General features: G+C 72.6%; 7 protein-coding genes. 2 read left to right on the top strand and 5 right to left on the bottom strand.

Going from position 1 to position 15808, the window contains the following annotated elements; all coding sequences use genetic code 11:
- Nucleotides 1–263: 263 nt before the first annotated feature.
- The 4 genes from Q9R20_RS09010 to Q9R20_RS08995 all read right to left on the bottom strand — a co-directional run bounded on the left by Q9R20_RS09010 (nucleotide 264) and on the right by Q9R20_RS08995 (nucleotide 5679).
- On the bottom strand, nucleotides 264–1916 hold the full coding sequence (locus tag Q9R20_RS09010; RefSeq protein ID WP_311249031.1) for an alpha-amylase family protein: 1653 nt from the start codon (nucleotides 1914–1916) through the stop codon (nucleotides 264–266).
- Nucleotides 1917–2242: 326 nt separating this feature from the next.
- Nucleotides 2243–3214, bottom strand: coding sequence for a LacI family DNA-binding transcriptional regulator (locus tag Q9R20_RS09005; RefSeq protein ID WP_311249446.1), 972 nt, complete (start codon nucleotides 3212–3214; stop codon nucleotides 2243–2245).
- Nucleotides 3215–3370: 156 nt separating this feature from the next.
- The gene (locus Q9R20_RS09000) at nucleotides 3371–4258 is read right to left on the bottom strand and encodes a hypothetical protein (protein ID WP_311249030.1); all 888 of its coding nucleotides are present in this window, start codon (nucleotides 4256–4258) and stop codon (nucleotides 3371–3373) included.
- A gap of 50 nt (nucleotides 4259–4308) precedes the next feature.
- Nucleotides 4309–5679, bottom strand: a complete 1371-nt coding sequence (locus Q9R20_RS08995) for an FGGY family carbohydrate kinase (protein ID WP_311249029.1) — start codon at nucleotides 5677–5679, stop codon at nucleotides 4309–4311.
- Between the two features lie 102 nt (nucleotides 5680–5781).
- On the opposite strand from Q9R20_RS08995, the gene Q9R20_RS08990 reads away from it, so the two are divergent.
- Complete coding sequence (locus tag Q9R20_RS08990; protein WP_311249028.1) at nucleotides 5782–6978, top strand: HAD-IA family hydrolase; 1197 nt, start codon at nucleotides 5782–5784, stop codon at nucleotides 6976–6978.
- A gap of 361 nt (nucleotides 6979–7339) precedes the next feature.
- On the opposite strand, the gene Q9R20_RS08985 is transcribed toward Q9R20_RS08990, so the two are convergent.
- Nucleotides 7340–11563 carry a LamG-like jellyroll fold domain-containing protein gene (locus Q9R20_RS08985; protein ID WP_311249027.1) on the bottom strand — a complete coding sequence of 1408 codons (4224 nt, stop codon included), beginning with the start codon at nucleotides 11561–11563 and terminating at the stop codon, nucleotides 7340–7342.
- 355 nt (nucleotides 11564–11918) lie between these two features.
- On the opposite strand from Q9R20_RS08985, the gene Q9R20_RS08980 reads away from it, so the two are divergent.
- Complete coding sequence (locus tag Q9R20_RS08980) at nucleotides 11919–15791, top strand: family 43 glycosylhydrolase (protein WP_311249026.1); 3873 nt, start codon at nucleotides 11919–11921, stop codon at nucleotides 15789–15791.
- Nucleotides 15792–15808 lie beyond the last annotated feature (17 nt).

Raw genomic sequence — 15808 nt, 5'->3', positions numbered from 1 at the left:
CCACATTCGCCACCACTCGACGGGAGTACCGCGAGGGCGGTCCGACAGCGCCGCGACCCACGCCCCGATCGTAGACGACAACCGCTTAGCCCGTATATACGACTAGGTGACGGGTGCTATTTACGGGTCACTGTGCTTTTATGGACGCAGACCGCGAGCGGGGCGTACGTGGGGGAAACCCTGCTCGCGCGGGTCGGGGCTCACAGCTCCCCGACCCCTGGTCGGGGGCGGCACCATTGGGGGGTGCCGCCTCTGACCGCTCCTCACGCGATACGCCGCTCCCCCGGACGGATGACGCGCCACCAGCGATATCCGTAGCCGTCGAGCGTCACCTCGAAGCCGTCCCCGTCGAGGCTCTCGGCGCCGCCGGTGTCGTCCAGAAGATTCACGACGCTCCAGCCCTCGGCATCCGCCCCCTCGATGCGCAGACGGAACGTGCGCCCGTCCGGAGCGAAGTTGTGCGCGGCGACGAACATCCCGAGCTCGCTCGTCAACGCGTGCGCGAACACGCAGTCGTGCGGCTGATCCAGGATGCCGAACTCCCCCCACCCGATCTCGGGAGACGCCCGGTAATGGCGCACGAGGTTCTGCACGAACCGCAGCATCGAGTCGGGATCCCGCCGCTGCTGCGCGACGTTGACGTGCTGCGGCGCGAAGCCGCCCGGCACGACGTCGGCGATGAGGTCGTCGGCCGGGGAGAAGCCCGCGTCGGGGGCGCCGGTCCACTGCATGGGCGTGCGCACGGCCGTGCGGCTGCCCTCGATCTGGGGGTTCTCCCCCATCCCGATCTCCTCGCCGTAATAGAGCACGGGCGCGCCCGGCAGCGAGAACATCAGGCTGTAGACCATGCGGATCCGTCGCGGATCGCCCTCCAGCATCGACGGCAGCCGGCGGGTGATGCCCCGGCCGTGGATGCGCTGCCCCGGCTCGGGCGCGAAGGCCGCGAACACCTCATCCCGCTCGTCGGCGCTCAGCTGGTCCAGGGTGAGCTCGTCGTGGTTGCGCACGAAGTTGCCCCACTGGTTCCCGCGGGCGATCGCGGGCCGCGACTCCAACGCCGCACGTAAGGGAGCGGCATCCTGTCGCGCCAGGGCGAGATAGAGCCGCTGGTTGGCGACGAAGTCGAACTGCATCGTCAGCTCGTCGCCGTCGGCGTCGCCGAAGAAGCGCATCTGCTCGTCGTAGGGCAGGTTGACCTCGCCGAGCATCATCGCGTGGCCGCGCCGGCGGGAGACATAACCGCGCAGCTCGCGCAGGAACTCGTGCTCGGGGCCGTCGTCCCCGTCGATGAGGAACGGCACGGCATCCACCCGGAACCCGTCGATGCCGAGCTCGAGCCAGAAGCCGATCGCTTTGGCGATCTCTTCGCGTACCTCGGGGTGGTCCGTGGCGAGGTCGGGCTGGTGACGGTAGAAGGAGTGCCGGTAGTACTGCCCCGCCGTCTCGTCGAAGAACCACACCCCGTCCTCGACGTCGGGGAACATGCTCTCGGGGGCGTCGGCGGGCACGTCGTCGCGCCACTGGTAGAAGTGTCGGTAGCGGCTGTCGGGGCTGCGGCGGGCGTCCTGGAACCAGGGATGCTGGTCGGAGGTGTGGTTCACGACGAGGTCGACGATGACGCGCATCCCGCGGTCGTGCGCGGTGCGCAGCACCTCCACCATGTCGCCGAGCGAGCCGTAGCGGGGATCGACGCCGTAGTAGTCCTCGATGTCGTAGCCGTTGTCGCGCTGCGGCGACGGATAGAACGGCGCGAGCCACAGGCACGTCACGCCCAGCTCGGCGAGGTGGTCGAGGCGCTGCGCGAGGCCGCGGAGATCGCCCACGCCGTCGCCGTCGGCATCCAGGTAGGTCTTGACGTCGAGGTTGTAGAAGACCGCGGTCTTCCACCACAGGTCGCTGGTGTCGGTGAGCCTCATGCCGTCACCCCCGTCCGGGCGTCGGCGCGGAGCGGTCGGTGCGGGGAGGTCGTCATCGGAGCCCTCTTCTCGGGAGCGGTGGCGTTCGTGACTGCCTTTCCTATCGCGCCCGCCTGACCGCGAGCGGGCGCTTGCCCCCGACCCGGTCGTTGTGCGTCGGCGCGTTCGCGCCGGTCGCCGAGCCCGACACACAGTCCGCGCCGACAGCCTCGAGCCCGTCATGGGGAGCGCCCGGTGGCCGCGAACTCCCGGGAGCGAAACCGAAGCCCTGAGCAACGGAACCCGCCCGCGCCGGCGGTTGCGAAGAGCTCGGTCGATCCACGGCGTCAGAGCGCGCAGGACTCCCGCTCGACGAGCGACACGTCGATGACGGTGACCTCGTCGAGGCCGAGACCGGCGTCGGGCTCGAGTCGCGCGAACACCCGCTCGGCGGCGAGCGCGCCGATACGGCGCGGGTCCTGGTCGATGACGGTCACCGACGGCGTGAGGGTGTCGGCCATCGGGAAGTCGCCGAAACCCACGAAGGGCATCGGTTCGTCCCGCAGCACGTGGGCGAGGGCCATCGACGAGCGCGCGTTGGCCGAGAACAGCGCCGTGGGCGGATCCGCGAGGGAGCGCAGACGGTCGAGGGCGGATGCCGCGGACTCGCGGCTCGACACCCCCGAGGCCACGATGTCGTCGTCGACGTCGATCCCCGCCTCGCGCAGCGCGCGGCGCCACCCCTCGACGCGCTTGGTCTCGGTGGACAGGTGCACCATGTCGCCGAGGTAGGCGATCCGGCGGTGCCCGTGCGAGATGAGGTGGGTCGTTGCGAGGTGGGCCCCCGCCTCGTCGTTCTCGGTGAAGGTGTCGGTGATCAGGTCGACCGGCGCGCGGTCGACGAAGACGATCGGGGTGTGCCCGCGCCAGCGTTCGAGCCACGAGTGGTCGGTTCCGACGGGGGCGATGACGAGACCGGTGAGCTGACGCCCGAGCAGCGACTCGAGGGCCGCGCGCTCGTCGGCGGGGTCTTCGCCGAGGCTGGTCACGAGGGTCGAGAGACCGTGCCGACGCGCGGTGTCCTCGACGGAGCGCGCGATGGCGGCGAAGAAGGGGTCGACGACATCAGGCACGGCCACGCCGATGACCGAGGCGCGGCCGGCCCGGAACGTGGTCGCGAGCGCGTTGGGCACGTAGTTCAGCTCGCGCATCGCCGCCTCGACGAGGGCGCGGGTGTCGGGGAGCACGTGCGGGTCGTCGTTGAACACGCGCGACACCGTCTTGGTGCTCACGCCCGCGCGCTGGGCGACGTCGCGCATCGTGGTCACGAGGCACCTCCGGAGTGTGTGCGGGTGGCGGGTCCGACAGGCCACCTTATCCGGCGGCGTCGGCGGACCGCCCGCCCGGGAGCAGGGCGCCCCTCCCCCGCGTGCACCCGCGGTGAGCGCGCCCCATCCCGGGCGGGCGTCGTCATGTCAGCGGCCGTCGACCGCGTCGGCGAGCTCGCGCAGGCGCGGCAGGGCGCGCCCCGAGAGCAGCTCCTCGCGGCGGTCGGCGTCGATCGAGAGGCTGTCCTTCCACAGCGAGCGACCGGCCATCGCTCCCGAGGCGCCGTTGGCCACGGCCGTCCGCACCTGCTCGATGAACGTCTCGTGGTCGACGCCGGCCGACAGCACGGCCCACGGCACGCCCTGCGCGGCCTCGGTCACGCGGGCGCTGGCCTCGGCCGAGCCCGGGTACTGCAGCTTGAGGATCTTCGCCCCGCACGCCACGGCCAGCGCCGCGCCGTCGACGACGAGGTCGGCGAAGGCCGCCCGGTAGTCCTCGTCACTCTCCCCCTCGAGCTGGTACGTCAGCAGCTCGACGATGAGCAGCAGCCCCTCGGCCTCGCAGGCCGCGACGAGGTCGCGGATCTCCCGCGCGACGCGGGAGTCCGCATCCTGCTTGTCGGGGCGCGTGTAGTAGAGCATCTTCGCCACGGTGCCGCCCATGTCGCGGACGGTGCGCGGGGTGACGCCGGGCACGAAGCGGGTGTACTTCAGGCCGTCGACGGTCTCGAAGCCGGACGCGTCGAGACCCACGACCAGGCCCGTCTCGCGGTCCAGCACGCCGTCGTCGACGATCTGCGGCAGGGCGACCTCGGGGTCGAGCAGGATCGCGGGGGCGTGGTTGGCGAGGTGGCGCACGAGGTCGGCCTTCACCTCGGCGAGCTCGTCGCGCGAGATGGCGTCGGAGCCGTTCGGGGCGTCCTTGATCGCGGCCTTCATGCCGTTGCGCTGGTCGGCGGCGACGATGAGCATGTGGCCGTCGGGGGTGCTGATCGACTGGAGCGCCCGGCGCTCGAGCGTGGTGAGTTCGTTCATGATCTCTCTTCTCTGGGGTTCTCGCGCGCGGGTGGGCGCGGGTGGTCTGTTCAGGAGGGGACGGATGCCGAGACGAGGCGCCGCGCCCTGTCGGCGGCTCCCCAGGCGACGTCCTGTTCGCGGGTGGACAGGGACGGGGTGGGGAGCACCTCGGCGCGGGCACGACGGACCGAGGCCATCCCCGCCCAGCCGCCGGTGAGGGTCGAGTGCGTGGCGGGTGCCACCTCGCGATCCATCGCGGCGATGAGCCGGGCCACCTCGTCGTTGCTGTGGCGCAGCGCCGCCGCGAAGATCTCGGCGGGCGAGGCCTCTGTGTGCAGGGTCAGGCGCAGCACGCCGTCGTCGTTGCGCGCACCGGCGATGTCGATGGCCCCCGCGGGCAGCTCGCCCTCGACGGGCAGAGCCATCACCGCGGCGTCGAGGGCGTCACGGCCGGCGCGGTCGCCGATCCCCGCGGCGTGCAGCACGCGGCGCAGCAGCAGCCCGGTCTTGACTCCCGCGACGAGCACGTGCTTGCCGGGGACGACGTGGCGCACCTCGTTGATCAGCGCGTCGGCCAGCCGCTGCCGAGCCGCGAAGCCGAGCGGCGCCTCGAGCACGCGCAGCAGCACCTCGGCCGTGCCGAGCGAGACGTGGTAGCCGTCGGCATCCAGGGTCCCGTTGGCCTGCGCGGCGACGAGGTGGTCGTGGCCGGCGACCGTGAGGGCGGCACCGGCCAGGCGCGGGCCGAAGGCCTCGGATGCCGTGCCCCAGGGCAGCCCGCCCCCGCGCAACGGCGGCAGCAGGTCGGCGGTGACGCCGAGCGCGTCGAGCATCGCGGGCCAGGCGGCGCCCGAGTCCTGGTCGATCAGCCCGGTGCGCGAAGCGAGGGAGAGCTCGAGGGCGACGTCGCCCCCGAGGGCGGCGACGACGAACTCGGGCAGGTCGAGCCACCGCAGCCCCGTGAGGTCGGTGCCCTGATCGCGGAGCCACGCGAGCTTCGCGACGCTCACCTGGGCGCCGAGCGGGAGTCCCGTGCGCCCGGCGAACTCCTCGCGCACGACGGCCGGGAATCCGGCGATCTGCTCGAGACCGCGAGGGTCGAACCACGCGAAGCCGGGGGCGACGGGTTCGCCGTCGGCGTTGAGCAGGATGCCGGTCTCGCCCATGCCGGCGATGGCGAGGGAGGTCAGCGGTTCCGCGGTGAACGGGCTGAGTTCGGCATCCACCAGGTCGACGAGCGTGCGGACCGCGCGGAGCAGGTCGGCCGCGACGATGTCGGTCGTGCCGCCCTCGCCGACGCGCCACGGCGTGGGCACCTGCGCCCCGGCGACCTCGGTGCCGTCGTCGTCGATGACGAGCATCTTGATCGCGGTGCTGCCGAGGTCGAGCCCGCCGTGGAGGCGCGACGGAGCCTCGGTCATGTCACCGGTGTCTCGCATGAGCGGCCGTCCTTTCCGGAACTTCTCGTGAGTCCCGGAAAATCAAGCATGACACCGGTGACTTGCTACGTCTATGGTGGGGGTATGCCGTCGTCGTGTCAAATGCCCGATCCGCTCGCCGTCGTCGTCGCCGGAACCGCCGGAAGCGGCAAGAGCACGCTCGGACGCGCGATCGCGGAGGCACTTCGAGCCCCCCTCGTCGACCTCGACAGCGTCACCACGCCCCTCCTCGACGCGCTGCCCTCCGACGCCCTCGGCGGGCACTGGCTGACCTCGCCGCACGCGTCCGCGATCCGCGCCGGTCGGTACGCCGCACTCCGCACCACCGCGGCCGACGCCCTGTCCACAGCGGGTCGCGTCGTGGTCGTCGCCCCCTTCACCGCGGAGCTCTCCGGCGGCGAGGAGTGGCGGGCGCTGGTCGCCGCTCTCGCCCCCGCCGAGCCGCACGTCGTGTTCGTCGACGGAGACCCCGCGGTGCTGGCATCCCGTCGCTCCGCTCGCGGAGCCGCGCGCGACGCCCACCGCCCCGACACGGCTCCGGTCGCCCCGCGGGTGGCGGCGACGACCGTCGACGCCGAGCTCTCGACCGCGCAGCAGCTCGCCCGGGTGCTGCCGGCGCTGGGGGTGCGCCGACCGGTCGACCCGGGGGCCGGGATCTTCGCGCGCGAGTTCGACGCCGTGCTGTTCGACCTCGACGGGACGCTCGTGGACTCGACGGCCTCCGTCGTGAAGTCATGGCGCCGGTTCGCCGAGCACTTCGACGTCTCCATGGAGGCGCTGCACGCCAACCACGGCCAGCCCGCCCGCACCCTGATCGGTCTGCTGCTGCCGGCCGAGCGCCACGCCGACGCGCTCGCGCACGTCACCGACCTCGAGGTGACGGATGCCGTGGGCCTCGCTCCCGTCCGTGGAGCGTCGGCCTTCTTCGCCTCGGTGCCCGCCGGGCGCCGCGCGATCGTGACCTCGGGCTCGGTGCCCATCGCCTCCGCCCGGCTCGCGGCCGCGGGACTGCCCGTACCCGAGGTGTTCGTCACCGTCGACGACGTCGCGCGCGGCAAGCCCGACCCGGAACCCTTCCTGCTCGCCGCCGAGCGTCTCAGGGTCGACCCCGGGCGCTGCCTCGTCGTCGAGGACGCCCCCGCCGGCATCGCCGCGGCCCGCGCCGCCGGGTGCGCCGTCCTGGCCCTCACCGGCACCACCGCCGAAGAGGAGCTGACCGCGGATCTCGTCGTGGACGGGCTGGATGCCGTGCGCCTCGAGGTCGCGGCATCCGGAGCGCTGCGGCTGCTGCCGGCCTGAGCGGCGGGGCCTGAGCGGCGGGGCCGGGGCGGAGGGGCCGGGGCGGAGGGGCCGGGGCGGAGCGGAGGAGAAACCGCGACGGGAGGACCGCGCCCCGCGACAACGCCCTCCCTCGGCCGAAACCCCTCCCGTCCCGCACCCCAGGGGACCGACCGGCGCACCCGACCGGAGACGCGCCCCGCCCGGCGGTCGCCCGGCACGGAGGAGAATCCGCGAGGGGAGGACCGCACCCCTTGACAGCATCCTCCCCCGGCGGAAACCCCTCCCGTCCCGCACCGCGTCGCATCGGAGCGACGCGCACGGCCGGTGACGCACCGCGGGCCCCCGTCCCGGAGGACGACGGCCCGCGGCGGCGAACCGATCAGCTCAGGCGGGAACGACGACGGCCGATCGCGAGAGCGGCTCCGGCGGCCACCATGAGCAGCGCCCCGATTCCGAGCCCCCACGGAAGGTCGGCACCGGTCGCGGCAAGGGAACCGGCGGCGACCACCTGGACGGGGATCGTCGCGAGCGGACCGCCGTCGGCGCGGACGATGGCCACCGTGTGGGCGCCGAGGGCGAAGTCCGCCGGCACGTTCACCCGGAAGGTCACCTGACCGCGCGCATCGGCCCGCGGGATGCCGGTGATCACGAGCGGCTGGCTGTTCAGGGTCGCCGCGAGCTGCTCACCGGGGGCGACGCCCGTGACCGTCACCGTGAACGACCCGCCGCGCTCGACGCGCGAGGCGCTCGCGGTCGCGGTGACACCGGCCGCGGAGGTCGCCGACGCCGTCGGGTTCGGCGCCGACGTGGGTTGGCCGGTCGGAGCCGTCGTCGGCTCGGGCGACGCCGTCGGCGACGCCGTCGGCTCCGGCGAGGTGGTCGGGGTGACCGTCGGCTCCGGCGAAGACGTCGGCGTCACCGTCGGCTCCGGCGACGACGTCGGGGAGGCCGTCGGCTCCGGAGACGTCGTCGGCGTGGCCGTGGGGGTCGGCGACGACGTCGGCGTCGCGGTCGGGGTCGGCGACGGGGTGACCTCGGTCTCGAGCGTGCCCTTCGTGAACAGGGTCGTCACCTCGGTGGCATCCAGTGCCCGGCCGTAGACGCGCACGTCGTCGAGGTCTCCCCCGAACAGGCGGTCCTGGGCGTACCGCGACTTCGCCAGCAGACCGCCGACGCCGTCCAGCGCCTCGAGGTCGGCGGCGTCGAAGATCGTCGCGACCTCGGCCACCTTCTGACCGTTCACGTAGGTCACCAGCGTCTTCTTACCCGTCAGCACGAGCGTCACCTGCGCCCACTGGCCCGGCTGCAGGCGCGCCGCACCCGACTTGTTCTCGGTGTACCCGGCCTTGATCGCCGCGGCCACGCCGCCGCAATCGGGGCTGGTGAACAGGTAGTTCGTGTTGGTCGACCCCAGCGACAGCGGCCACTCGCACGCGGCGGTGCCGTCCCATTTCACCCAGCTCGATACCGTCAGATCGCGCGTGCCGTCGGGGACGACGCTGCCGCCGATCTCGGCGAACGCCGCGGTCGAACCCGACGCCCCACCCGGGAAGGAGATGGCGGAGTCGCCCGCGACATCGCGCGCGCCGGTCGCCGCTGTCGCACCGGCGCCCCGGATGGTCGCGTCGTGTCCGCGACCCGAGACGTCGGTGATGCGCGAGCCGTCGATCGTGGCGCTCGCCCCGTCGAAGCTGTAGTGCAGCAGCAGGTCGGCCTCGGGCTTGGTCACCGTGATCGTCAGCAGGGCCTTGCGCCCGTCGGACGACGTGGCGGTGATCACTGCGTCTCCGGCCGAGACGGCCGTGACCTCACCCGACGCGTCAACCGAGGCGACGGCCGCGTTGCTCGAGGTCCACGAGACCTTCTGGTCGGCGTTCGCGGGAGCGACCGACGCCGTGAGCGCCGACGTGGAGCCCAGCGCCAGCACACGCGAGTCGTAGCCGATGGTGACCGAGGTGGATGCCACGGGCGTGCCGACCGCGGTGATCGTCGCCACCGCGGGGGTCGCGGAGCCGTCGTTCAGCGCGCCGCGCACCTCGACGGTGTCGCCGGGGGCCTTCAGCGCGGACAGGTCCTGCTCGTCCCACGTGACGCCGACGGCGATCGTCCCGGCCGGGCGGGTGGCATCCACGGTCGCGGGGAGCGAGACCGAGGTGGTGCCGGGAGCGGCCTCCACCGACACCGGGGCGACCGAGGTCACCAGGTCGTTCGGGTTGTAGGTCGCGATCAGGCGGTCGCGCTCCTCACGGGTGATGCCGAAGGCGACGCCGTGGCGCGGGGAGGGCGGGAGCGAGTACTGCGCGGGGACCTTCCAGTCGACCTCGCCGTCCTTCAGCGACTCCGTGTACAGCGGGATGTAGCCGCCGCCGCCGTACCAGTCGACGAGCACGTAGTTGCGGTCGCCGTTGACGTCGCCCGGGTTCGAGCGGAAGGCCGAGGGGCCCTCGGTCTCGGGCAGGCCGGCGTCGGCCGAGAGGCAGGTGTCGAACTTCGTCCACTCGCCCGACGACGACGGGGCGCGCAGGTCGGTGCCCTTCTCCGCCACGATGTCGGGGCGGCAGGCGGTCTCTTCGGTGCCCTTCGTGAAGCGGTAGTAGACGCCGTCGCGCTCCATGATCGTCGTGTCGATCAGGCCCGCGTTGGTCTTGCGCAGCCCCTCGATGTCACCGGACTTGATGTACGGCACGGCGGGCGTGAAGTTCACGAAGTCGCGCGTGGTCGCCATCAGGATCTGCGGGCCGTTGCCGTCTTCCTGCGTGTGCGCGTCGTCGAGGAACAGGCGCGACGACCAGTACACGACGTAGGCGTCGATGGTCGGGTCGTAGTGCGCCTCGGGGGCCCAGGTCATGCCCGCGCTGGGGGGCGAGACCTCGATGTGGCGCTGTTCGCCCCAGTTGACGAGGTCGGTCGACTCCCAGATCTCGAGGTATCGGCTGCCGGTGTCGGTCGGGAAGCCCTTGCGCGCCGCCGAGAGGTCGGTCGCGATGAGGAAGAAGCGGTCGCCCTCCTTCGAGCGCAGCACGAACGGGTCGCGCAGACCCATGTCGCCCTTCGTCGACTCGAGGACCGGGTTGGCGTTGTTCAGCGTGCGCCAGTTGAGCGCGTCATTGCCCTCCGAGACGGCGAAGCGGATCTTCTCGCCGTCGATGGTGTTGTCGCGGAAGTAGACGAACATGTACGCCTCGTCGTCTTCGCGCGTGTGCGAGGCCGCCTTGAGCACCGTGATCGGCAACTGCACCGTGCGGGTGGCCGCGCCGAGGGTCAGGGTGGCGGTCAGCGTGACCTGCTGGTCCTGGGCACCGCGTGTGACGCTGCCCTCGCGGACGACGTTCGGCTCGGTCCCGCGGTCGGCGTCCGAGACGACGGCCGGGTTCGACGACGACCAGGCGATCTTCACCTCACCCGCCTGCGCGGACGAGAACTGCTGGTCGATCTCGGCGCCCGAGGCGGGAAGGGTGATCGAGCCGCGGACGTCGCCCGAGAGGCCGGCCTGCGCGGGCAACGCGTCGGCGACCTGGCGGACCGCCTCGTCCTGCTCGTTCGCCGAGAGCGCGCGCACGGTCACCGTGATCGGAGCGCCGACGCGGGTCTGGCCGCCGAGCGAGAACGTCGGCGTCAGGGTCGCGGTGGCGTCTCCCGCGCTGGCGGAGGGGCGCGTGATCGTCCCATCGGCGGCCACGACTCCGGCGTTGCTCGTGGCCCAGGTGAGGGTGGAGCCGGCCGCGGTCGTGGTCGGCAGCTGCAGGTCGCGATCGACGCTGGAGGTGTCGCCGAGCGACACGGAATCGGATGCCAGCACGGCACGGTAGCCGTCGGCTCCGACGGCGCGCAGGTCGTCGGCGGAGAGCGCGCTGTTCCAGATCCGCACGTCGTCGATGGCGCCGGCGTAGAACGGGTCGTCCCAGAACGAGCGGCCGAGGTATCCGCCGACGCCGTTCTGTCCGAGCGCGGCGTCGATCGTCTGCGCGATGCCGGTCTGGTCGGCGTTGCCGCCGTCGAGCTGACCGTTGACGTAGTAGGTCACGCGCTGACCGGGCTGGAACACGAGGGCGATGTTGGCCCACTGCCCCACCGGCAGTGCCGCCCCGCCGTCGCCGACGCGACGCTCACCCGCACCGTCGGAGACAGCGCCGTACGTGCCGTTGCAGCTGGTGGATGCCAACAGGTTCTTCGTCGTGGAACGACCCAGGCCGAACGCGAGCTGGCACTGGCCGTTGCCCGCGCCCTCCCACTTGGTCCACATGCTGACCGTGACCGCGGTGTCACCGGCGGTCACGACGTTGTTCGGCAGCGAGACGTAGGACGCGACCGCATCGGCGTCGTTGCGTCCGCCGGAGAGACGGATGGCCTTGTCGCCCGCGGCGCCGGTGACGCCGGGGACGACGGTGATCCCGCCGTTGCCGACGACGCCGTCGGTGCGGGTCGCGCGCGAACCGGAGTCGGGGATGGCGGCGCCGGCACCGAGGGTGCCGCTGAGGGTGTCGAAGGTGTAGTGGAGGCCGGGGTCGGGCACCGCGGCGGCGACGGCCGACGGGGTTGTAACCAGGGCCGACACGGCGACCGCGGTGACGGCGGTGGCGGCGAGCAGACGGGGGACGCGCATGGGGGCGGAACGCTCCGTTCGGGTGTGGGGGCGGGCGGGCGGTGCTGGCGGCCACGTCACCGGAAGCGACTCCGGCACAGCTTCGTCCCGGATCCGTCGGCGCTGTGTTAGCGCTCACACTGGAAGGGACGGTATTACCGGTTCGAGGTGGCGTCAAGCAACGATCAGGTCACGACGTGAAGGTTCACATTCGGGTTGCGCTGGACCTTTCGGTCACCCTAAGGTCGGTCACGACCCGAGGCCGTCGAATCCGTTCGACGCATCGGACCGCCACGAAGGGGTGCGGTCCCGGTCGCCACCCCGTACGGCGACCCGGACGAGCCGTCTTCGCCCGTCCGCCCGAAAGGCCCCCCGCATGCGTTCACGCCGACCCGCGGCCCTCGCCCTCGCCGCCGCCCTCGTCGGTGGCGGTCTCGTCACCGGGATCGCCCCCGCCCACGCCGCCGCTCCCGCCGCCGCCCTGCTGTACGACTTCGACGGCCTGTCCACCGGAGCGCTCTCCGCCGGAACGACCGTCGCCGACACCGCCGGGGCGCACCCGGGCACCGTACGCGGCGCGGGCGCGAGCATCGTGGCCGGCCCGCGCGGCGGCTCCGACCACGCGCTGGCGCTTCCCGGCGGCGCGGCCAACTCCGGCGCGGCGTTCGTCGAGATCGCGCCCGGCCTCACCGACACCGGCACCGGCGACGTGACGATCTCGGCGTGGATCAAGTGGGCAGGCAACCAGGAGTGCTCGTGGGCGTACAGCCTCGGCAGCTCCACCGAGCGCTACCTCTTCGCCACCCCTCGATGTGGCGGGAACCTCATCGGTGCCGTGAAGGCCAACGGCGAGCAGCGGGCCACGAACAACGGCCCCGCCTCCTCGACGCGATGGAGCCACGTGGCCGTCGCCCTGCAGTCGGGTCAGCGCGTGACGACCTACGTCGACGGCGTCGCGGTCGCCTCCACCGCGACGAACGCGACCGGCGCCGCGACCGTCGGCACCGCGGCCTTCTCCGGCCTGATCGGCAAGTCGCTCTACGCACCCGACCCCCTCTTCGCCGGGGCGATCGACGACGTGCGCGTGGACCGGGCCGCCCTCACCGCCGAGCAGATCGCCGCCGTCGCCGCCCCGGCCGCCGCGGTCATCGCGAGACAGGACGCCGACGCCGTCGACCTCGGCGACACCTCCGCCGTCACCGCCGACCTCTCCCTGCCGCGCACCGCGGCCGGGGGGTCGACGCTCACCTGGTCCTCCAGCGCCCCCGACGTGGTCTCCGCCGACGGCACCGTCGTGCGCCCCGCACCGGGATCGTCCGACGCCGTCGTGACCCTCACCCCGACGGCATCGTTCGCCGGATCCACCGCCGCCGGCGACCCCGTCCAGGTCACGGTGAAAGCCGACTCGGCCGCGGAACTCGCGGACCGCCTGACCTCGACCCTCGTGGTGCCGCCGGTCGTGGCATCCGGGACCGCCCTTCCGAGCGTCCCCGGCGTCGAGCTGCGCTGGAGCGGCGACGCGGTCGCCGACGGCGCGCTCGTCAACACCGGCGACGCCGCCCGCACGACCTCCGTCACGGCGGCGGCATCGTGGGGCGACATCTCGTTCTCCAAGACCTTCACCGTGTCCGTCCTCGACGCGGCCACCGCCCAGAGCCTCGTGGCCTACACCCGCACGCCCACGAGCGACCGCGACGCCAACCAAGACACGGTCGCCCGCAGCATCCACTTCGCGGTCGGGTCGACGCCCGACCAGGCGCAGCCGCTGCAGAACAACTACGGCGTCGTCTTCGCCCAGGGCGACCACCTCGGCGTCGACAACGTCGACCAGCGCGGCGTGGCCTCGCCCTCGCCGTTCTACTTCGCCGACGGACGCCTCGGATTCATCACCACTCGCGTGACGATGGCGGGGGCTCCGGATGCCACGGCCCGATCGGGGGCGACGGTCTTCCGCGCCGCGGACGACCGGGGCGCGCAGTTCGAGGAGCTCGGCACCATCGACCTCGGCACGACCGCCGGCGTCGTGGCCCCGCGCGCGGTCTGGGACTCGGGCCAGAAGCGCTACCTCGTGTCGTGGACCGACGACAACGGCGCCGCACACCACACGACCGTGGCCGACCTCGCGCGCACCGAGCTGGTCACCGACACCTTCAACCCCGAGAACGACGGTCGCCGCTCGCGCATCGTGGTCGACGGCAACCGCGGTGCGGTCGCCGACGGGGCCCCCGCGACGGTGGCCTCCCCCTCCCTCAGCTCGTTCGGTGGACGCGTCGCCAACGCCGAGCCCGGAGGTTCCCTCCCCGTGAGCGGGTCGCTCGCCGCCGCGTTGTCGCAGCGCTACAACCGGGTCGTCAACACCACCGCCACCGTGGCCCCCGCCACCGTCGAGGCGGGCGAGACCGACGCGCTCGGCGACACCCGAGTCGACCTGTCGTACACCGACGGCTCGACCGCGACCCTGCCCGTGGACTGGGATGCCGACGACCTCGCGGCCGTCGCGGGGGCGAAGAGCGGCACCTTCACCGTGTCGGGCACCGTGCGCCAGAAGGATTACAGCGTCCCCTTCGCCGCGAACCGGGCAGACCCGACCATCTACCGCTACGAGCGCGACGGCAAGACGCAGTACCTGTTCATCGCCACCGACGACACGAACAACAACAACATCGCCTCGGCACACCTGCCGATCCGCGTGTCGGACACCTTCGACGGTCTCTCCGACGCCGCCGGCGGCGCTCAGCGCGAGGTCGATCTGCTGAACCGCTTCACCAAGCGCGACACCACGACCGACGGCCGCACGATCGCGGGATGCTACTGGGCCCCGGAGATCCACGAGATCGGCGGCAAGCTGTCGATCCTGTTCTCGCCCTGCTTCAACTCGGGCAACCCGCAGTCCAACGACGGCGCCGACTGGCAGACCGTGCAGTCGCACATCATGCAGCTGCGCGACGGCGGCGATCCCGCGAACCCGGCCGACTGGTCGAAGCCGGCCGCCGTGCTGAAGGCCGACGGCAGCGCGCTCGGCCGCGACGGCTACCGCAACATCAGCCTCGACATGACCTACTTCGAGGCGAACGGCCAGGCCTACTACACGTGGTCGCAGCGCTACACCTCGCCCGGCTTCGGCGACCCGCTCACCTGGATCGCCAGGGTCGACCCGAAGGACCCCACCCGCATCGTCGGTGAGGCCAAGCCCGTCATCTCGCCCGCCCTGTCGTGGGAGCTGCGGCTCGCCGAGGGATCGTTCGCCCTGGAGCGCGACGGCAGGATCTACCTCATCTACTCGAGCGACGGCGTGAGCCCCCGCTACGTGGTGGGCGGGGTCTGGGCCGACCTCGACAGCGATCTCATGGACATCGACAGTTGGCACAAGTACACCACCCCGCTGATGAAGAGCGTTCCGATGCCCGCCGGCGTCACGGACTACCTGACCTACCAGCAGGGTCCCGGTCACGGCGCGGTGACGACGGACGACGACGGCAACGAGCTGTACGTCTACCACACGTGGGGTGACGGTGTGGGCGGCAACGGCCGCGACACCCGCATCGGGCGCATCCACTGGGCGGCGGGAGACCGTCCCGTCCTCGACATGAGCAAGGACGAGCAGGTGCTGCCCGCCCTGCGCACGGTCACCATGACCGTGTCGGTGACCCCGGCCGGCGGCGTCACCCCGACGCCGACACCGACGCCGACCGCGACACCGGAGCCGACCTCGACGCCGGAGCCGACCTCGACGCCGGAGCCGACGGCGACCGCTCAGCCGACCTCGACGCCCGAGCCCACGGTCGCCCCGACCGGACAGCCCACCGCGCAGCCCACCGCCTCGGCCCAGCCGACGCCGGGCGCGACCGGCTCCCCCGCCACGACCGCCACCGCCACCGCCAGCGCCACCCGCGTCGCCCAGGGCGGCTCCTACACCGTCACCGTCACCGGACTCACCCCCGGCGAACAGATCTCGGCAATCCTGCGCAGCACCCCGCTCACCATCACCGGCATCCCCGCCGCCGACGCCGCCGGAAAGGTGACCTTCCGGGTCACCGTCCCCGCCGACTTCGCCACCGGAGCCCACACCCTCACCATCACCCGCGCCGACGGCACCACCCTCACCCCCCTCACCCTCGAGGTGGTGTCCCCGAACGGCCTCGCGACCACCGGGGCCGGAATCCCCTTCGCGGCGGTCTTCCTCGGATTCGGCGCCCTGGTCGCCGGTGCGGCCGTCCTCCTCCACCGCCGCCGCCGCGCCGGCGTCTGACGCCCCGCCGACAAGGA

The sequence above is a fragment of the Microbacterium sp. PRF11 genome (assembly GCF_031844085.1).
In the GTDB taxonomy this organism is placed as follows: domain Bacteria; phylum Actinomycetota; class Actinomycetes; order Actinomycetales; family Microbacteriaceae; genus Microbacterium.
Note: the sequence above shows the minus strand (reverse complement) of the source record. Positions and strands in the feature narration are given on the sequence as shown.

Bases quoted from the DNA above. Each gene is read 5' to 3' on its own strand.
- Q9R20_RS09010 (WP_311249031.1), bottom strand. From the start codon at position 1,916: ATGAGGCTCACCGACACCAGCGACCTGTGGTGGAAGACCGCGGTCTTC.
- Q9R20_RS08995 (WP_311249029.1), bottom strand. From the start codon at position 5,679: ATGCGAGACACCGGTGACATGACCGAGGCTCCGTCGCGCCTCCACGGC.
- Q9R20_RS08990 (WP_311249028.1), top strand. From the start codon at position 5,782: ATGCCCGATCCGCTCGCCGTCGTCGTCGCCGGAACCGCCGGAAGCGGC.
- Q9R20_RS09005 (WP_311249446.1), bottom strand. From the start codon at position 3,214: ATGCGCGACGTCGCCCAGCGCGCGGGCGTGAGCACCAAGACGGTGTCG.
- Q9R20_RS09000 (WP_311249030.1), bottom strand. From the start codon at position 4,258: ATGAACGAACTCACCACGCTCGAGCGCCGGGCGCTCCAGTCGATCAGC.
- Q9R20_RS08980 (WP_311249026.1), top strand. From the start codon at position 11,919: ATGCGTTCACGCCGACCCGCGGCCCTCGCCCTCGCCGCCGCCCTCGTC.
- Q9R20_RS08985 (WP_311249027.1), bottom strand. From the start codon at position 11,563: ATGCGCGTCCCCCGTCTGCTCGCCGCCACCGCCGTCACCGCGGTCGCC.